At 68.9% G+C, this 17,800-nt stretch carries 16 protein-coding genes; 7 read left to right on the top strand and 9 right to left on the bottom strand.

Translation table 11 applies throughout. From position 1 onward, the window contains the following. Nucleotides 1–41: 41 nt before the first annotated feature. Both sucD and sucC read right to left on the bottom strand, forming a co-directional pair. Nucleotides 42–932, bottom strand: coding sequence for a succinate--CoA ligase subunit alpha (gene sucD / locus JOF29_RS30510; RefSeq protein WP_209697852.1), 891 nt, complete (start codon nt 930–932; stop codon nt 42–44). A gap of 14 nt (nt 933–946) precedes the next feature. Then, nucleotides 947–2,119, bottom strand: coding sequence for an ADP-forming succinate--CoA ligase subunit beta (sucC, locus tag JOF29_RS30505; protein WP_209697851.1), 1,173 nt, complete (start codon nt 2,117–2,119; stop codon nt 947–949). A 127-nt stretch (nt 2,120–2,246) separates the two neighbouring features. Here sucC and JOF29_RS30500 point away from each other — a divergent pair, with 127 nt between their 5' ends. Continuing rightward, nucleotides 2,247–3,908, top strand: coding sequence for a glycoside hydrolase family 13 protein (locus JOF29_RS30500; RefSeq protein ID WP_209697850.1), 1,662 nt, complete (start codon nt 2,247–2,249; stop codon nt 3,906–3,908). A gap of 176 nt (nt 3,909–4,084) precedes the next feature. Here the strand turns inward: JOF29_RS30500 and JOF29_RS30495 are convergent, their stop codons facing one another. The 4 genes from JOF29_RS30495 to icmB all read right to left on the bottom strand — a co-directional run bounded on the left by JOF29_RS30495 (nt 4,085) and on the right by icmB (nt 8,204). Continuing rightward, entirely contained in the window at nt 4,085–4,939 is an 855-nt protein-coding gene (locus tag JOF29_RS30495; RefSeq protein WP_245359626.1) for a carbohydrate ABC transporter permease, read from the bottom strand. After that, a complete protein-coding gene (locus JOF29_RS30490) occupies nt 4,939–5,994 on the bottom strand; it encodes a carbohydrate ABC transporter permease (protein ID WP_209697849.1) in 1,056 nt (351 codons plus the stop codon). The genes JOF29_RS30495 and JOF29_RS30490 overlap by 1 nt, the downstream gene beginning before the upstream one ends. A 94-nt stretch (nt 5,995–6,088) precedes the next feature. Continuing rightward, nucleotides 6,089–7,381: an ABC transporter substrate-binding protein gene (locus JOF29_RS30485; protein ID WP_245359624.1), complete on the bottom strand. Its 1,293-nt coding sequence runs from the start codon at nt 7,379–7,381 to the stop codon at nt 6,089–6,091. Nucleotides 7,382–7,784: 403 nt separating this feature from the next. Further along, nucleotides 7,785–8,204, bottom strand: a complete 420-nt coding sequence (gene icmB / locus JOF29_RS30480) for a coenzyme B12-dependent isobutyryl CoA mutase small subunit (RefSeq protein WP_209697847.1) — start codon at nt 8,202–8,204, stop codon at nt 7,785–7,787. A 133-nt stretch (nt 8,205–8,337) separates the two neighbouring features. Between icmB and JOF29_RS30475 the strand changes: the two genes are divergently transcribed. The 4 genes from JOF29_RS30475 to JOF29_RS30460 all read left to right on the top strand — a co-directional run bounded on the left by JOF29_RS30475 (nt 8,338) and on the right by JOF29_RS30460 (nt 12,225). Next, nucleotides 8,338–9,204, top strand: a complete 867-nt coding sequence (locus JOF29_RS30475) for an esterase/lipase family protein (protein WP_209697846.1) — start codon at nt 8,338–8,340, stop codon at nt 9,202–9,204. A gap of 196 nt (nt 9,205–9,400) precedes the next feature. Continuing rightward, nucleotides 9,401–10,306, top strand: coding sequence for a M23 family metallopeptidase (locus JOF29_RS30470; protein WP_307863767.1), 906 nt, complete (start codon nt 9,401–9,403; stop codon nt 10,304–10,306). A gap of 30 nt (nt 10,307–10,336) precedes the next feature. Further along, a complete protein-coding gene (locus JOF29_RS30465; protein WP_209697845.1) occupies nt 10,337–10,855 on the top strand; it encodes a DUF6886 family protein in 519 nt (172 codons plus the stop codon). Continuing rightward, entirely contained in the window at nt 10,819–12,225 is a 1,407-nt protein-coding gene (locus JOF29_RS30460) for a lanthionine synthetase LanC family protein (RefSeq protein ID WP_209697844.1), read from the top strand. The genes JOF29_RS30465 and JOF29_RS30460 overlap by 37 nt, the downstream gene beginning before the upstream one ends. Here the strand turns inward: JOF29_RS30460 and JOF29_RS30455 are convergent, their stop codons facing one another. Together JOF29_RS30455 and pcrA are read right to left on the bottom strand one after the other, a co-directional pair. After that, on the bottom strand, nt 12,226–12,789 hold the full coding sequence (locus JOF29_RS30455) for a hypothetical protein (RefSeq protein ID WP_209697843.1): 564 nt from the start codon (nt 12,787–12,789) through the stop codon (nt 12,226–12,228). Nucleotides 12,790–12,864: 75 nt separating this feature from the next. After that, complete coding sequence (gene pcrA / locus JOF29_RS30450; RefSeq protein WP_209697842.1) at nt 12,865–15,195, bottom strand: DNA helicase PcrA; 2,331 nt, start codon at nt 15,193–15,195, stop codon at nt 12,865–12,867. 330 nt (nt 15,196–15,525) lie between these two features. Here pcrA and JOF29_RS30445 point away from each other — a divergent pair, with 330 nt between their 5' ends. Beyond that, a complete protein-coding gene (locus tag JOF29_RS30445; RefSeq protein ID WP_209697841.1) occupies nt 15,526–16,119 on the top strand; it encodes a ClpP family protease in 594 nt (197 codons plus the stop codon). Beyond that, nucleotides 16,116–16,724: a ClpP family protease gene (locus tag JOF29_RS30440; protein WP_209697840.1), complete on the top strand. Its 609-nt coding sequence runs from the start codon at nt 16,116–16,118 to the stop codon at nt 16,722–16,724. Before JOF29_RS30445 ends, JOF29_RS30440 begins: the two co-directional genes overlap by 4 nt. Nucleotides 16,725–16,727: 3 nt before the next feature. Here JOF29_RS30440 and JOF29_RS30435 read toward each other — a convergent pair whose 3' ends face one another. Beyond that, a complete protein-coding gene (locus JOF29_RS30435; RefSeq protein ID WP_209697839.1) occupies nt 16,728–17,798 on the bottom strand; it encodes a serine hydrolase domain-containing protein in 1,071 nt (356 codons plus the stop codon). Between the last annotated feature and the right edge of the window lie 2 nt (nt 17,799–17,800).

The raw sequence follows: 17,800 nt of genomic DNA, 5'->3' as shown, positions 1-17,800 counted from the left end.
AGGGGACCCACCCCCAACGGGGGCAGGTCCCGCTCCGAGCGTTACTTGTTCAGGCCCTGCATGATCTCGCGCATCAGGTTGGCGGTCTCGGTCGGCGTCTTGCCGACCTTCACGCCCACGGCCTCGAGGGCCTCCTGCTTCGCGGCCGCGGTCCCGGACGAGCCGGAGACGATCGCGCCGGCGTGACCCATCGTCTTACCCTCCGGCGCGGTGAAGCCCGCGACGTACCCGACGACCGGCTTGGTCACGTTCTCCTTGATGAACGCCGCCGCCCGCTCCTCGGCGTCCCCACCGATCTCACCGATCATCACGATCGCGTCGGTGTCCGGGTCGTCCTGGAACGCCTGCAGCGCGTCGATGTGCGTGGTCCCGATGATCGGGTCGCCACCGATCCCGATCGCGGTCGAGAACCCGAAGTCCCGCAGCTCGTACATCATCTGGTACGTCAGCGTGCCGGACTTGCTGACCAGACCGATCCGGCCCTGGCCGGCGATGTCGGCCGGGATGATGCCCGCGTTCGACTCGCCCGGCGTGATGATGCCGGGGCAGTTCGGGCCGATGATCCGCGTCTTGCCGGTCGCCTGCGCGGCGGCGAAGAACGCGGCGGTGTCGTGCACCGGCACGCCCTCGGTGATCACCACGACCAGCGGCACCTCGGCCTCGACGGCCTCCAGTACGGCGTCCTTGGTGAACTTCGGCGGGACGAAGATGACCGACACGTTCGCGCCGGTCTCCTTGACGGCGTCCGCGACGGTGCCGAACACCGCGACCGACTTGCCGTCGAAGTCCTGGCTCTGACCCGCCTTGCGCGGGTTCACGCCGCCGACGATGTTGGTGCCCGAGGCAAGCATCCGGGTGGTGTGCTTGGTGCCCTCGGAGCCGGTCATGCCCTGGACGATGACCTTGCTGTCCTTGGTCAGGAAGATAGACATTGTTCGGCGATCCCTTACTTCGCAGCCAGCTCGGCGGCGCGCTTGGCGGCGCCGTCCATCGTGTCGACCCGCTCCAGACCGGCGAGACCCGCCTCGTCGAGGATCCGGCGGCCCTCCTCGGCGTTGTTCCCGTCCAGCCGCACGACCAGCGGCTTGTTCACGGCCTCGCCGCGCGACGCCAGCAGCTCGAACGCCTGCACGATGCCGTTGGCAACCGCGTCACAGGCGGTGATGCCACCGAACACGTTCACGAACACGCTCTGCACCTGCGGGTCGGAGATGATGATCTCCAGGCCGTTCGCCATCACCTCGGCCGAAGCGCCACCACCGATGTCGAGGAAGTTCGCGGGCTTCTGGCCACCGAACTCCGCACCGGCGTACGCCACGACATCCAGCGTGGACATGACCAGGCCGGCGCCGTTGCCGATGATGCCGACGGAGCCGTCGAGCTTCACGTAGTTCAGGCCCTTGGCCTTGGCCGCCGCCTCCAGCGGGTCGGCCGCCGAGACGTCCTCGAACTCGGCGTGCTCCGGGTGCCGGAAGTCCGCGTTCTCGTCCAGCGTGACCTTGCCGTCCAGCGCCTCGACGTTCCCGTCCTCGAGCTTGACCAGCGGGTTCACCTCGACCAGCGACGCGTCCTCGGCGATGAACACGTCGTACAGCTTGACGATCTCCGGTACGACGGCGTCGATCACGTCGGCCGGGTACTTCGCGGCCACCGCGATCTCGCGCGCCAACGCGTCGTCGACACCCTTGGCCGGGTCGATCGAGATCTGCGCGATCGCGTCCGGGTCGGTGTGCGCGATCTCCTCGATCTCCATACCGCCGGCGGCGGAGGCGATGCAGAGGTAGTTGCGGTTCGCCCGGTCGACCAGGAAGGAGAAGTAGTACTCCTCCGCGATCGCCGCGGCCGGGACGATGTTCAGGATCTTGACGACGTGACCCTTGATGTCCAGCCCGAGGATCTCGCGGGCCTTCTCCTCCGCCTCGTCCGGGCTGCTCGCCAGCTTGACGCCGCCTGCCTTGCCGCGGCCGCCGGTCTTGACCTGGGCCTTCACGACCACCCGGCCACCGATCTTCTCGGCTGCCGCGCGCGCTTCCTCCGGAGTCGTGACGACCGCACCCACGGTCGTCCGCACCCCGTGCTTGGCGAAGACCGTCTTCGCCTGGAATTCCATCAGATCCACGAGTGTGGTCCCTCTCTCGCCTGTACGGATTCCTGACACTAGCCACCCTTGTGCCGAGAGCAACAGCCGGGGTACTGGCTGAGACGACTGTCACAGGCTCTCCGGCGACCGTGCGAGGCTAGTCCGCATGACCGATCCTGTACCCGACTCCGGGACCAAACCAGTTGACGATTGGTGGCGTAGCGCCGTCGTCTACCAGGTGTATCCGCGCTCCTTCGCCGATGCGGACGGTGACGGCACCGGCGACGTGAACGGGATCCGCGCCCGGCTGCCGTACCTCGCCGAGCTCGGGGTCGACGCCATCTGGATCAGCCCCTGGTACCCGTCCCCGCTGCTCGACGGCGGGTACGACGTGGCCGACTACCGCGACATCAACCCGGAGTTCGGCACCCTCGCCGACGCCGACGCGCTGATCGCCGAGGCGCACGCGCTGGGCCTGCGGATCCTGATCGACCTGGTCCCGAACCACTGCTCCTGGGAGCACCCGTGGTTCAAGGCCGCGCTGGCCGCCGGGAAGGGCTCGCCGGAGCGCGACCTGTTCTGGTTCCGGGACTCCGCGGACGGCAAGCCGCCGACGAACTGGCCGGCCGCGTTCGGCGGTCCCGCCTGGCAGCAGCTCAGTGCCGATTCAGGGGACGGGCAGTGGTACCTGCACCTGTTCGACATCTCCCAGCCGGACTGGAACTGGGACCACCCGAAGGTGATCGAGGAGTTCGACGCGATCCTGCGGTTCTGGTTCGACCGCGGCGTCGACGGGTTCCGGATCGACGTCGCCGACTCGATGGCGAAGGACCCGGCGCTGCCCGACGTACCGCTGGAGAACGGCGAGCCGACCCGGGAGAAGTACGTCGGGAACCCGTTCTACGACCAGCCCGGCGTACACACCATCCACCAGCGCTGGCGGGCGATCGCCGACGAGTACGCCGATACGCCGCAGGGGCCGCGGGTGTTCGTGGCCGAGGCGTGGCTGTCGCCGGCCGAGCGGCTCGCGCAGTACGTGCGGCCGAACGAGCTGCACTCGGCGTTCAACTTCGACGCGCTGCGGGCGAAGTGGGACGCGAAGGAGCTGCGCGAGGTCATCGACCACACCACCGAGAACCTGTGGGCGGTCGGGGCGCCGGCGACCTGGGTGCTGAGCAACCACGACACGATCCGGCACCGCACGCGGTACGGGCGGGATCCGAAGGACGCACTGGAAGGAGCGGGCGTCGTACCGACGGACCTGGCACTCGGGCTGCGCCGGGCACGGGCCGCGGCGCTGCTGGAGCTGGCGCTGCCGGGTGGCGCGTACATCTACCAGGGTGACGAGCTGGGTCTGCCCGAGGTCGAGGACCTGCCGGAGGACAAGCTCGACGATCCGACCTGGGAGCGTTCCGGGCACACCGTCCGCGGCCGCGACGGCTGCCGGGTGCCGATCCCGTGGTCCGGCGCGGAGCCGCCGTACGGCTTCGGCCCTGGCACCGGTCAGCCGTGGCTCCCGCAACCGTCCGACTGGGCGCCGTTGACCGCCGAGGCTCAGTCCGGCGATCCCGGCAGCCACCTGAATCTGTACAAGGCGGCGCTCCGCATCCGGCACGACCACCCGGCCCTCGGCGAAGGCCGCCTGACCTGGGACACCGACGCACCCGAAGGCGTCCTGTCGTTCACCCGCGACCCCGGCTTCCGCTGCGTGGTCAACCTCACCGACAGGCCGATTCCGCTGCCGGCCCACGAGCAGATCCTGCTGAGCAGCGAACCCCTCACGAACAACGAGGTACCCACCGACACCACCGTCTGGCTGCAGGTCTGACCAACAAAAGAAACGGCCGGAGCGTTGGCTCCGGCCGTTTCTTGTTCAGCGGTATCTGTCGCGGTCGCGGCGGTCCCGGTCGTCCCGGTCCCGGCGGTCCCGATCCTCTCGGTCCCGGCGGTCGCGGTCTTCCCGGTCGCGCCGGTCCCGATCCTCCCGATCCAGGTGGTCCCGGTTCACTTCACGCCACCTGCGGTGAGGCCGGCGACGATGCGGCGCTGGAACAGCAGTACGGCGATCACCAGCGGGATCGTGACCACCACACCGGCGGCCATCTGGCTGCCGAACGGCTGGTCCCGGCCGGTGGTACCGGTGAACTGCGCGATGATCACGTTCGCGGTCTGGATCGACTTCTTGTTGGTCATGCTCAGCGCGATCAGGAACTCGTTCCAGGCCGCGATGAACGTGATGATCGCGGTGGTGAACACGCCCGGTGCCGCCAGCGGGATGATCACCTTGCGGAACGCCTGGGCCGGCGTACAGCCGTCCACCATCGCCGCCTGCTCGAGCTCCCGCGGCATCTGCCGGAAGAACGCGGTCAGGTTCCACACCGCCAGCGGCAGCGCGAACGACAGGCTGGGCACGATCATCGCCTGGTAGGTGTTGATCCAGTGGATGTTCACGAACAGCTTCAGCAGCGGTACGACGAGCGAGATGCCCGGGAACATCGATGTGGTGATGATGATCGCCAGCACGACGTTCTTGAACTTGAAGTCCAGCCGGGCCAGCGTGTACGCCGCCACCATGCCGATGATCAGCGTCAGGATCGTCACCGACCCGGCGACGATCAGGCTGTTCAGCAGACCCCGGCCGAAGCCGTTGTCCCCGCTGAACACGTCCTTGAAGTTCTGGAACGAGAACGGCGCCGGGATCGGCGCGTTCGAGAACTGGTCGGACGGCCGCCGGAACGCCGAGACCAGCATCCAGTAGAACGGCGCGAGGCAGTAGATCACGATCACCGCGACGCCGATCAGCGGCGCCCACCGGCGCAGCGGGCCGGCCTCGGCCGGTTGCGGAGCTACGGCAGCCATTACACTCCACCTCCCATGGAGACGGCACCGACCGACGTACCCGGCGAGGCCTTGACCGCGTTCTTCCGGCGCCAGCCCTTGCCCCCGCCGCCACCACCGGGCTTCTTGGCGCGGGCTTCACCGATGACGTCGGCGCCGAGGATCTTCACGAACATGTACGCGACCACGGCGACGTACAGGAACAGCACGGTCGCGTACGCCGCAGCCGGTCCGAACCGCACGTTGAACGCTTCGTCGTAGGCCAGCATCGAGAGCGTCTCGACCGAGTCCTTGTGCGGCCCCACCAGCACGAACGGCAGGTCGAAGATCCGCAGCGTGTCGAGGATCCGGAACAGCACTGCCACCAGCAGCGCCGGCTTCACCAGCGGCAGGGTGATCCTGGTGAACGTCTTCCACGCGCTGGCACCGTCGACCTTCGCGGCCTCGTAGACCTCGGCCGGGATGGTCTGCAGCCCGGCCAGGACCAGGAGGCCGATGAACGGTGCGGTCTTCCAGGTGTCCGCGATCACGATCGACAACTTGGCCTGCCAGCCGTCGGTCGACCACAGCACCTGGGTGCCGATGATGGCGTTGAAAACACCGTCGGCCTGGAAGATCCACTTCCAGAGCAGCGCCGAAATGATGGTCGGGATCGCCCACGGAACCAGAATGCTGGCCCGGACGATGCCGCGGCCCCTGAAGGCCTTGTGCATGATCAGCGCCATCGCAACGCCGAGCACGGTTTCGAGAACGACGCACACCACGGTGAAGAACGTCGTGTTGTAGAAGGCGTTCCAGAACCGGTGCCCGGTGTCGCCGCGGAAGATGTCGGCGTAGTTCTGCAGCCCGACGAACGTCGAGCCCTGGACGACGAAGCCGTTCGCGTCCAGGTGCTGGCCGCTCTGGAACAGCGATTCGCGCAGCGCCGAGATGATCGGGAACAGCACCACGAGGGCGAGCACGACCAGCGTCGGGGAGAGCAGGACCGCGGCCAGCCGGCCGGTGCCCTCGTCGAAGCGCTGCTCGCGCTTCGGTTTCTTGGCCGGTCGGTCCACGACCGGCGCAGTTGCAGTCACCTGAGACTCCTTTGTTTCCCGGGCAGAACCCGGCAGGGACTGGCCGGGGCCGGCGCGTGGTCGCACAAACCACTCACCGGCCCCGGCACAACGGTCAGTTCGTGATGAGCGACTGCAGCTTGGTCTGCAGGTCGGCGAGTGCCTTGTCCGGCGCCACCGTCCCGCTCAGTGCGCCGTACGCCGCCGCCTGAATCGCTGCGGTGACGTCGCCGTACTTGACCACCTTCGGCCGCGGTTGCGCACCGAGGATCGAAGCCTTCAACGGCGCCAGGTACGGGAACTGCTTGCCCAGTGTCGGGTCGTCGTACAGCGACTGCCAGGTCGGAGCCTGCGAGGTCGCCTCCAGGTTCGCCTTCTGGCGGGCTTCACTCGCCATGAAGTTGATGAAGTCGACCGCGGTCGCCTTGTTCTTGGCGAACGCACTGATCGCGTAGTCGTGACCACCGAGCGAGGACACACCCGGGCCGGCCTTGCCGGGCAGCGGTGAGACCGCGAACTTGCCCGCGACCTTCGACGAGCCGTCGGTCTTGTTCGCCAGCGAGTACACGTACGGCCAGTTGCGCAGGAAGAGCAGCTTGCCGTCCTGGAACGCGCGGCGACTCGGCTCCTCGGTGTAGGTGATCGCCTCTTTCGGGATCGCGCCGGTCTTGAAGCCGTTCACCAGCTCCTCGAGGCCGGCCTTGGCCTCGGGGGTGTTGACGTTCGGCTTGCCGTCCTTTCCGACGATGACACCGCCCGCGGAGTTGATCGCCTCGGAGAAGTTCACCGTCAGGCCCTCGTACTTCTCGAACTGGCCTGCGTAGCAGCTCATACCCTTGGCCTCGGGCAGCGCGGCGACCTTCTGGCAGTCGGTGAGCATGTCGGCCCAGGTCGCCGGCGGCGTCGTGACACCGGCCTTGGTCAGCAGATCCTTGCGGTAGTACAGCAGGCCGCCGTCGGACGTGATCGGCACGCCGTACAGCTTGTCGCGGTACTTCGCGGTCTCGACCGTCGCCGGGATCAACTTGCCCAGGTCGGGCACCTTGTCCTCGGGGATCTGGGTGATCCACTGGTTCGCGGCGAACTCCGAGGTCCAGACCACGTCCATGTTGAGCACGGTGAACGCGTCGGACTTGGCCTGCGCGTTCTGGACCATCTGCTGGCGCTGCGCGTCCGCGCTCTCCGGCAGCTCCTTCAGTTCGACCTTCTCGTTCGGGTGCGCCGAGTTCCATGCCGCGATCTGCTTCGGCAGGAATCCGGACGTGTCCTTGCCGGTGGCAAACGTGATCGGGCCGCGGCCGTCGAGCGCCCCGGTCGAGCTGCCCCCGCTGCTGCTGCTTCCGCTGTTGCCACTACCACACGCGGCGGCAAGCAGCACCAGGCTGCCCGCGACGGCTACGAAAGCCATCCCGCGTGCGTGTGATCGTTCAAACCTCATCGTCTACCTGCCCTCTCCCGATTCGGGACGTCGCTTGGTCCTGCGGTGGTGGTTCGCAGTTCCCCACCTCGCTGCGATCCACCCTGTCCGGACAGTAACCGAGAACGGGGCCGATGTGTTCTGAGCCACACACAGCCTGCTCCACGGTCTCTGAAACGGTCAGCTATATGGCTGTATGCGACCGCGTTTGGGAAGCCCGCACAACCGGGCAATTCCTAACGATTCGGTATTACCGATTAGTAACCTTGCTGAAACGGGCATGACGTTCAGAACGACCAGAAATATTCAGAACGAGTGCAGTCGTCATCACGCTCCGGAGCGGATCCACAACTCCGGCCAGAGGCTACGCCGTTCAGCCGGGCCTCAGCCGAGCTCAGGCGGGTGAGGCCGACGCGTCGCCGACGTTCGCCCGGACCCACTCGACGATCTCGGTGGTGGTGGCGCCCGGGGTGAAGATCTTGTGCACGCCGAGCTCCGCCAGCGGCTGCAGGTCGGCGTCCGGGATGATCCCGCCGCCGAACACCACGATGTCCTCGGCCTCCCGCTCCGCGAGCAGTTCGCGGACCCGCTTGAACAGCGTCATGTGCGCGCCGGACAGCACCGACAGGCCGATCGCGTCCGCGTCCTCGGCGATCGCGGTCTCGACGATCTGCTCCGGGGTCTGGTGCAGCCCGGTGTAGATGACCTCCATGCCGGCGTCCCGGAGGGCGCGGGCGACGACCTTGGCACCGCGGTCGTGACCGTCAAGACCGGGTTTGGCGACGACGACGCGCAACGGGCTGGTAGCAGGCATGAGGGCAGGCTAACCCGCTGCGTCAGCTACGGATAAGACACGGACGCGTGTGTTCCCCCACACGCTCGGGGGGAACCGGTTACCGTTGAAAGTGATCGGACCACCGGGGGGTCTGGTTTGGTGAGGAGTCGCCATGGGCAACTGGCAGGACGACGTCCGCGGCGCGCTGGACGGACTCGCGTACGGCGCGCGCTCCGCACTCTCGCCGAGCGTACTGCACGGGGCCGCGGTCGAGCTCGGCTGGCTGACCACACATCTCGCGATGTACCCGCTCGGCCTGGTCAGCCGCGCGCCCGCCCGGCCCGCCCGGCTGAGTCTTGCGGGCCTCGGCCCGGCCCAGCGGGGCCTGCTGGTCAGCGACGTCCGGGCCGCCGGGACGCCGATCCTGCTCGCACACGGGATCATCGACAACCACACGGTCTTCGCGCTGATGCGCCGGCACCTGGTCCGGCACGGGTTCGGCAGCATCCACACGTTCTCCTACTCGCCGCTGACGCTCGACGTACGCCGTACCGCCGAGCGCATGGGCCGGGAGATCGAGGCGATCTGTGAGGCCTCCGGGTCGGACCAGATCCACGTCATCGGGCACAGCCTCGGCGGACTGATCGCGCGGTACTACGTGCAGCGCCTCGGCGGCGACGCCCGGGTGCACACCTGCGTCACGCTCGGCACGCCGCACCAGGGCACCATGGCCGCCAAGCTGCTGCCGTGGCCGCTGGTCAAGCAGGTCCGGCCGGACAGCGACCTGCTGGCCGAGCTCGACGAACCCGCGCCGGGCTGCGAGACGCGGTTCCTGGCGTTCTACAGCGACGTCGACCAGCTGATCGTGCCGCAGCGCCGGGCCCGGATCCGGCACCCCGACCTGCAGGCGACCAACATCCGGGTGCACGGCGTCGGCCATCTCTCGTTGCCGTTCCACGGCGACGTGGTCCACCGGATCACCGGCGTACTGGCGCAACTGGACGCGAGCACACCTGACGAGGGGCCCAGAACTGCCTGACCAGGAAGCGTTCTGAGCGCTTCGGGCGGATGCACGTGCAGGCGCGCATGCAAAAGTTTCGTGAAGGCGCGCCGGAAAAACGGGTGGCGGGGTTTGTCACCCCGTGACCCTTCCGTTATGGTCTGTGAGTCCTCTCGGGGAATAACCCCTCGGAAGGACGGACAGATCCCCTCCCCTGTGACCGAAAGGCCACGTTGTGTCCCAGCACCGTGCCGCGGGAGACCGCGTCACGCCCGGCAACGCTGCGCGCAAGAACGGCGCAGGACGTCACAGTGCCAAGCATCGCGTCGCCAGGCGTAACACCCCGAGCAGTACCCAGATCGTCGGACTGACCGCCGCGCTCGCCGCGGCCGCCGGAGCTGTCGGCTTCAGCCACAGCTCACTGGCGTCACCGACCCAGGCGAACACCGCGGTCAACCTCGCGGCGCTCAGCCTGGACGGTGGGCAGCGTCTGTCCGGTATCACCACGGCACGCATCCAGGCGCGCCAGCTCGCCACCCGTGACTCCTCCCGGGTCCAGCTGGCCGACACGACGACCACCAAGAAGCAGTCCGCGGCCAGCCAGCTGGCCAAGGCCCGGGCCGCGAAGCTGATCGCCAGCCAGGCTCTCACCGCCAAGCGGGCGAGCGCGCTGGCCCTCGCGAAGGCCAAGGCCGCCGCGGCCGAGAAGCAGGCCCGCGAGTCGGCGACCCGCTGTCAGATCATGCTGACCGGCTACCACATCACCGCGACGTTCGGGCAGGGCGGCAACCGCTGGGCCCACAACCACACCGGCCTCGACTTCGCCGCCCCGATCGGGACCCGGATCGGCGCCGTGATGAAGGGCGTGGTGATCTTCGCCGACTGGGCCGGCCCGTACGGCCGCCAGGTCCAGGTCCGGCACGAGGACGGCACCACCACCTGGTACAACCACATGTCGAAGTTCAGCGTGTCGGTCGGCGAGACCGTGTACGCCGGTGACCCGGTCGGCGCGGTCGGAATGACCGGCAACACCACCGGTCCGCACCTGCACTTCGAGGTGCACCCGGGCGGCGGTCCGGCGGTCGACCCCGACCCGTGGCTGCGCAACCACTGCGGCCTGAACCCGTACACCGCCATGTGACGAACCCGGACACGCACTAAGCTGCGGCGCATGCGTCCGGCTGCCGGTGAAGTCCTGCATTTCTCCGAGGATCCGACCATCGAGATCTTCCGTCCGCACGTCGCAAAGACGTCGGACGAGGGCACCGCGTACGTCTGGGCCGTCGGCCATGACCGTGCGCCCGACTACTGGTTCCCGCGACGGTGCCCGCGCGCGATGGCCTGGGTCGGCCCGGACACAACCCCCGAGGACCGCGACCGGATCATCGGCATCGGCTCCGGTACCCGCGTGCACGCCGTCGAGTACGGCTGGCTGGACGCGATGCGTACGGTCGAGCTGTACGCGTACCGACTGCCCGCCGGTGTCTTCGTCGCGCACGACGCCGCGGTCGTCGCGACCACCGACGTCCGGCCGCTGGGACCGCCCGAGCGGGTCGGCGACCTGTTCGTACTGCACGACGAGGCGGGGATCCAGCTGCGGGTACTGCCCCGGCTGCACGACTTCTGGGCGGCGGCGACCGCCAGCACGGTCGAGTGGAGCGGCATCCGGCTCAGGAACGCCAGGCCGTGAAGTACGGCGAGGTCGCGCGGACGTCCTGGTCCTGGGTGCTCGACCAGCTGCGGTGGGACGACGACGGCCCGTGGATCTCGGAGTACGCCGGTGACGAACGCCCGAACGAGTACCGCGACAGCATGCACCACGGCATCGGCGGTCTGGCGCACGCGCTGGCCGAGATCCGCCTGACGCGCCCGTGGACTTCCCTTGAGCAGGACCTGGCGGGCGCGATCGGGGACCGGATCCGTACGACGATTCCGGCCACGACCGAGAAGACGTTCTTCACCGGGCTGGTCAGCTCGATCGGGGTACTCACCGCGCTCGGGCAGCCCGGCACGGACGCGGCGCTCGCCCGGCTGCAGGAGCTGGCGACCAGCAACGGCTGGCCGGCGAGCTTCCTGGACGAGCCGCGGTACCAGCCCGGCGCCGTCGCCAACGACCTCACACTCGGGACCGGCGCAATCCTCCTCGGCTCGCTCTGGGCGCTGCGCCACAGCAGGAACGCGACCGACCCGCCGGACCGTGCGGTGGAGCATGCCGGGCGGGCGGTGAAGCACGCCGAGCGCGCGGTGGAGCTTGCCGGGCGGGCGGTGGAGTTGTTGGTTGGAGAGCGGGAGGAGGTGGCGAGTGGGGTCAACTGGCAGTTCGTGTCGCGGCGGTTCCGGAGCGACGAGCCGACCGAGATGCCGAACTTCTCGCACGGGCTGGCCGGTATCGCCGCCGTACTCGCGCTGGCAGGTGTCGAGCTCGACCGTCCCGACCTCGTCGACCTGGCCCGGCGCGGCGCCGAGCATCTGGTGACGATCGGGATCACCGACGAGCAGGGCCCGCCTGGTGATCCAGCGCGGCCGTGGGGCTTCCGGGTGCCGCGGGTGATTCCGTGGGCCGAGCGGCACGGTGACGAGTTCACGTACAACTGGTGCCACGGCGGCGCCGGGACCGCGGTCGCGTTCGGCGCCCTCGAGTACGCCGGCGTACCGTCGATCGCCGGCGCCACGCCGACGACCTGGCGCCGGCGCTGCCTGGACAGCGTGCGGTACTCCGGGATCCCCGAGCGGCTGCATCCGGGGTTCTGGGACAACGACGGCCGCTGCTGCGGTACGGCGGGGGTCGGCGACGTGTTCCTCGACGCGTGGCACCGCGACGAGGACCAGCGGGATCTGGAGTTCGCCGTACGGATGGGTGACACGCTCGTCGAGCACGCCTACCCGGAGGGGTACTGGCGGTTCGTGGAGCATCGCGACGAGGACCCGCTGCTGCGGCCGGGGGTCGGGTGGATGCAGGGCGCGGCCGGGATCTCGGCGTACCTGTTCCGGCTGCAGCGGGCCGTCGACGGGGACCAGCGCGCGGTCGAGCGGATGGAGAACTGGTGGGTCAGCCGGTGATCAGCGCTGCCAGACCTCGGCGGTCGTGAGGAACGCGGACGATCCGGGCCTCTCCGGCGAGCCGTCGACCTGGACGAACCCGGGCACCGAGGCGCCGCCGATCGACACGGTCGCCGAGCGCACCGGAGCGATCACCAGGCTGAGGCTGTGGTTGCCCTCGGCAAGCTGGAAGTTGTCGGTCGAGAACAGCCGCCGGTCCAGCACGCCGCCCATCTCGATCTGGATGTCCGCGGCCTTGGCGCTCAGCCCGTCGGCCAGGTTCATCGAGACCTGGACCAGGTCCCGCTCGACGGCCGGCTCGTGCCACGGCAGGCCCTGGACCTCGAGGAACGAGCGGACGAAATACCGCTCCAGCCAGGACGCCAGGTCGACGTCCTCGGAGACCACCCGGACGATCCCGTCGAACCACAGCACCACCGCCGTACCGGAGCCGCGGATCGACCAGTCGACCATCCAGATCGAGGCGTACGCCGTGACCCGGCCGTTCGGGTCGAACAGCCGGAGCCCAGGGTTCGACCCCGCCAGAATGATCCGGCGGTTCGGGGCCGACGACTTGCTGGACATGGTGGCGGACGCTTCCGGGAGGGGCCGAAGACCCTTGATTGTCTCAATCTCCGGGTCAGATGCAACGCATCTACGTCAGATCTTCTCCACAGGTGCATACCGGAGCAGCAGCCGCTTGACTCCCTCGGAGCCGAAATCGATGTCGGCCTGGGCCTGCTGGCCGTCGCCGCGGACCACCACGACGGTGCCCATGCCGAAGCTGTCGTGCACCACGCGATCGCCCGGATTCAGGCTGATCACGGGCTTGTCGGAGGCGGTCTTGCGGGCCGGCTCGTAGCGGCTCGGGATCCCACCGCCACGGGTCGTGCCGGTGCCGGACCAGCGGGTGATCGCGGAGTCGTCGCGGCGCCAGTCGAGCAGCTCGGCCGGGATCTCCTCCAGGAACCGGGACGGCGGGTTGTGCTGCGGAGCGCCGTACGCCGACCGCACCGCGGCCCGGGAGATCGCCAAGCGCTGCCGGGCCCGGGTGATACCGACGTACGCGAGCCGGCGTTCCTCCTCGAGCTCCTTCAGGTCGGTCAGCGACCGCGAGTGCGGGAAGACGCCGTCCTCCATGCCGGTCAGGAACACCACCGGGAACTCCAGGCCCTTCGCGGTGTGCAGCGTCATCAGCGTGACCACGCCGTCGGTGGTCGCGTCCGGGATCTGGTCGGCGTCGGCGACCAGTGCGACCCGCTCCAGGAACGCCTGCAGGTCGGCCGGCTCGCCCGCCGCGGTCCGCTCCTCGACGAACTCGCGGGCCACCGAGATGAACTCGTCCAGGTTCTCCAGGCGGGTCTCGTCCTGCGGATCCGGGGATTTCTGCAACGCCTCGTAGTACCCCGAGCGGTGCAGCGCGACGTCCAGGATATCGTCCGGCGGGGCGCCCGAGTCCACCATCGCGGTCAGCTCGTCGAGGATGTCCACGAACGCCTGCACCGCGTTCACCGAACGGGACGCCATCGCCGGCGCGTCCTGTGCCCGGCGCATCGCGGCCGCGAACGAGATCCGGTCCCGCTGCGCGAGCGACTCGATCGCGGCCTCGGCCCGGTCGCCGATCCCGCGCTTCGGCTCGTTCATGATCCGGCGCAGCGAGACGGTGTCCTCCGGGTTCACCAGGACGCGCAGGTACGCGAGTGCGTCGCGGACCTCTTTGCGCTCGTAGAACCGGACGCCGCCGACCACCTTGTACGGATGACCCGTGCGGATGAAGACCTCTTCGAACACCCGGGACTGCGCGTTGGTCCGGTAGAACACCGCGACGTCGGACGGCTTCACACTCTCCGCGTCGGCGAGCCGGTCGATCTCGTCGGCGACGAACTGCGCCTCGTCGTGCTCGTTGTCCGCGACGTACACCGCGATCTGCTCGCCGGCACCCTGGTCGGACCAGAGGTTCTTCGCCATCCGGCCCTCGTTGCGCGCGATCACCGCGTTGGCGGCGGACAGGATGGTCTGGGTGGAGCGGTAGTTCTGCTCCAGCAGGATCGTCTCGGCGCCGGCGAAGTCCTCCTCGAAGGCGAGGATGTTCCGGATCGTCGCGCCGCGGAACGCGTAGATCGACTGGTCCGAGTCGCCGACCACCATCAGCTCTGCCGGCGGTGCCGTCGGCCCGTTGCCATTTGAATTGTTGCCGGCGGCGGGGTCCTCACCGCAGAGCTCGCGGATCAGCGTGTACTGCGCGTGGTTGGTGTCCTGGTACTCGTCGACGAGCACGTGGCGGAAACGGCGCCGGTAGTACTCCCGGACCTCGGGGAAGGCCTGCAGCAGGTTGACCGTGGTCATCAGCAGGTCCTCGAAGTCCAGCGCGTTCGCCTGGGCGAGCCGCTCCTGGTAGATCCGGTAGCACTGCGCGTACGTCTCCTCGAGATGGTTCTCCGTCTTCGCGGCAGCCGTCTCGTGGTCGATCAGCTCGTTCTTCTGGGTCGAGATCCAGTTCAGCACGGCGCGCGGGTTGTACCGCTTGACGTCCAGGTCGAGCTCGCGGCAGACCAGCGTCATCAGCCGCCGGGAGTCGGTGTCGTCGTAGATCGAGAACGTCGAGCTGATCCCGAACCGCTTGATGTCGCGGCGGAGGATCCGGACACACGAGCTGTGGAACGTCGAGACCCACATGAGCTTCGCCCGCGGCCCGACCAGCTCGACGACCCGCTCCCGCATCTCCGCGGCGGCCTTGTTGGTGAAGGTGATCGCGAGGATCGACCCGGGGTGCGCGTCCCGGGCCGCCAGCAGGTAGGCGATCCGCCGGGTCAGCACCCGGGTCTTGCCCGACCCCGCGCCGGCGACCACCAGCAACGGTTTCCCGGCGTGGACGACGGCCGCGCGCTGCTGCGGATTCAGTCCCTCGAGCAGCGCGTCCGGGTCGGGACGGGACGTCTTGGACTCCTCCAGCGGCACCGGAAGCTCATCAGGCGAGAACAGCGTAGTCATCACCCAACACCTTAGGCGCTCCCGCCGACAGTTACCGAAAGCCGAGCAGTCCCTTGGCGATCAGCCGCTGGTTCGCGGCACTCCGTTCGGCCAGCGGACCGGAGGCGAACACCGGGTCGTCCGGCGGCTCGGTCCGCAACGCGGCCAGGTGCCGGCGCGCGCCCTCCAGCAGCTGCTGGAGGAACCGGCGGCCGCCCTTGCGCTCGTACGACCGGGGCAGCAGGTACGCCGAGATCGCGAAGAACAGGCATCGTGCCTGATTCGCTGTCGGCAGAGTCGCCGTCAGCAGAAAAGCTGGGACCGCGCGGTGCGCCCGGTCAGGGTGGAGACATGGCAGAAGACATGAAACCGCCGCTGTTCAACGAGACCGCGCGGCAGCGGTTGTTCGGGCAGCGGATCGTCGTACTGGACGGAAACCTCGACGACGACAACGGGACCCTGCTGGCCACCCAGATCCTGACGCTGGCGGCCGAGGACCCCGACACGGACATCGCGTTCTGGATCCACTCGCTCGGTGGCTCGGTGCCGTCGATGCTGGCGATCCGGGACGTGATGCGGCTGGTGCCGTGCGACGTGTCGACGCTCGCGATCGGACTGGCCTGCAGCGCGGGACAGTTCCTGCTGTCGGCCGGTACACCGGGCAAACGGTACGCACTGCGGCACGCGCGGGTGCTGATGCACCAGGGCTCGGCCGGGATCGGCGGCTCCGCGGTGGAGATCGAGATCCAGGCGAACGACCTGCGACACATCCGGGACACCGTGCTCGGGCTGATCGCCAGCGACACCGGGCAACCGTTCGACGTCGTGCACGAGGACTCGTTGCACGACCACTGGTACACCTCGGAACAGGCCCGCGAGTACGGCTTCATCGACCACATCGTCGAATCGTTCGACCAGGTGATGCCACGGAGGGAGGCAGCATGAGCAGCTACACGATTCCGAACGTGATCGCGTCGCACCCGCGGGGTGAGCGGATCATGGACGTCTACTCGCATCTGCTGACCGAGCGGATCGTGTACCTCGGGACGCCGATCGACTCCGGCGTCGCGAACGCGATCATCGCGCAGCTGCTGCACCTGGAGACGGACAGTCCCGAGGCGGAGATCAACCTCTACATCAACTGCGAGGGCGGCGACATGTCCGCCATGCTGGCGATCTACGACACCATGCGATACATCCAGGCGCCGGTCGCGACGTACGGCGTCGGGCAGGCGATCTCGGCCGGGGCCGTGCTGCTGGCCGGCGGCACCGCGGGGCGGCGCGCGATCCTGCCGCACGCGCGGGTCGTGCTGCACCAGCCGGCCGGGCGCGGCCAGGGCACCATCCCGGACCTGATCCTGCAGGCCGACGAGGTGGTGCGGGTCCGCGGCCAGGTCGAGGAGATCCTCGCCCGGCACACCGGCCAGACCGTCGAACGCCTCCGCCACGACACCGACCGCGACCACGTCCTCACCGCCGAGGGCGCCAAGGCGTACGGCATCGTCGACCACGTCATCGCCGAACACCTCCCGACCCCGGCGCTCGTGTAGGTCCTAGGTAGCGGCGTACAGCACCTTGTCCGCGACGGCGGCGTGATGCAGCAGGTCGGCCTTCGGGTGGCCGACGCGGTTCGTCAGGTACGCGTACGCGATCCGGCGGTCCGGGTCGGCCCAGCCGATGCAGCAGTTGCTGCCGTTGTGGCCGAACGTCCGCGGGCTGCTCAGCGACCCGAGCGGCGTGTCCGCGCCGTCGAGCGACCGCGGTCCGCCCAGCTGAAAGCCCTGCGACCACCGGATCGGCGCCTGCAGGGTCCGATCCAGCTCGCCGTCGCTGCTCGGCTCCGCCGCAACCGCGAGCGTCTCCGGGGCCAGCAGCGCACCCACCAGCAACCCCTGGTAGAACGTCGCCAGGTCCCGGGCCGTCGTCGAGATCCCGGCCGCCGGTACGACGGCCGCACGGGTAGTCCGCCGGTTCAGCATCGACTGGAAGAACGGCCCCACCGGACCACTCGCCTTGATCGGGACGTGCCGGCCCCACTCCTCGGCGGGCAGCCCGAGGTACGTGTCGCCGAGCCCGAGCGGCTCGAGCACCTCCCGCCGTACCAGCTCGTCGATCGCGAAGCCGCTGCACCGGCGCGCGACCTCGGCGAGGACGAACCCGAACGCCAACGGGCTGTACGCGACGGTCCCGATCGGCCAGCGCGGCTTGGCGTCCTCGATCCGCCGCAGCGACCGTGCCCAGTCGCTCATCGCCCGCGCCTCGCCGAGGTACGAGCCGGCGTGCGACACCCCGGACCGGTGCCGCAGCACCTGCCGGACGGTGATCTCGCGCTTCCCGTTCTGCGCGAACTCCGGCCAGTACGCCGCCACCGCGTCGTCGAGGTGCAGCCGGCCGGACTCGACCAGCTGGTGGATGACGACGGTGACGAACGGCTTGCTCGCGGAGAAGAGCCAGAACAACGCGTCGGGTGCGCACCCGAACGCGCGGTCCACCACCACCCGCCCGTTGCGGACGACGCAGAGCTGCGCGACGACACCCCGCGCCTCGATCAGCCCGAACGCCTCCGCGAGCCGTTCGGGATCGAAGCCGGCGTCCTGTGGATCGCAGGTGCCACCGAACTCCATGA

This window comes from Kribbella aluminosa (genome assembly GCF_017876295.1).
In the GTDB taxonomy this organism is placed as follows: Bacteria; Actinomycetota; Actinomycetes; order Propionibacteriales; family Kribbellaceae; genus Kribbella; species Kribbella aluminosa.
The sequence above is the reverse complement of the archived record's forward strand: the minus strand, read 5'-3'. Positions and strand labels throughout refer to the sequence as shown.

Excerpts from the sequence above, each read along its gene's own strand:
- sucD (WP_209697852.1), bottom strand. The coding sequence starts at position 932 with ATGTCTATCTTCCTGACCAAGGACAGCAAGGTCATCGTCCAGGGCATG.
- JOF29_RS30500 (WP_209697850.1), top strand. The coding sequence starts at position 2,247 with ATGACCGATCCTGTACCCGACTCCGGGACCAAACCAGTTGACGATTGG.
- JOF29_RS30495 (WP_245359626.1), bottom strand. The coding sequence starts at position 4,939 with ATGGCTGCCGTAGCTCCGCAACCGGCCGAGGCCGGCCCGCTGCGCCGG.
- JOF29_RS30485 (WP_245359624.1), bottom strand. The coding sequence starts at position 7,381 with ATGGCTTTCGTAGCCGTCGCGGGCAGCCTGGTGCTGCTTGCCGCCGCG.
- icmB (WP_209697847.1), bottom strand. The coding sequence starts at position 8,204 with ATGCCTGCTACCAGCCCGTTGCGCGTCGTCGTCGCCAAACCCGGTCTT.
- JOF29_RS30475 (WP_209697846.1), top strand. The coding sequence starts at position 8,338 with ATGGGCAACTGGCAGGACGACGTCCGCGGCGCGCTGGACGGACTCGCG.
- JOF29_RS30465 (WP_209697845.1), top strand. The coding sequence starts at position 10,337 with ATGCGTCCGGCTGCCGGTGAAGTCCTGCATTTCTCCGAGGATCCGACC.
- JOF29_RS30455 (WP_209697843.1), bottom strand. The coding sequence starts at position 12,789 with ATGTCCAGCAAGTCGTCGGCCCCGAACCGCCGGATCATTCTGGCGGGG.
- pcrA (WP_209697842.1), bottom strand. The coding sequence starts at position 15,195 with ATGACTACGCTGTTCTCGCCTGATGAGCTTCCGGTGCCGCTGGAGGAG.
- JOF29_RS30445 (WP_209697841.1), top strand. The coding sequence starts at position 15,526 with ATGGCAGAAGACATGAAACCGCCGCTGTTCAACGAGACCGCGCGGCAG.
- JOF29_RS30440 (WP_209697840.1), top strand. The coding sequence starts at position 16,116 with ATGAGCAGCTACACGATTCCGAACGTGATCGCGTCGCACCCGCGGGGT.
- JOF29_RS30435 (WP_209697839.1), bottom strand. The coding sequence starts at position 17,798 with ATGGAGTTCGGTGGCACCTGCGATCCACAGGACGCCGGCTTCGATCCC.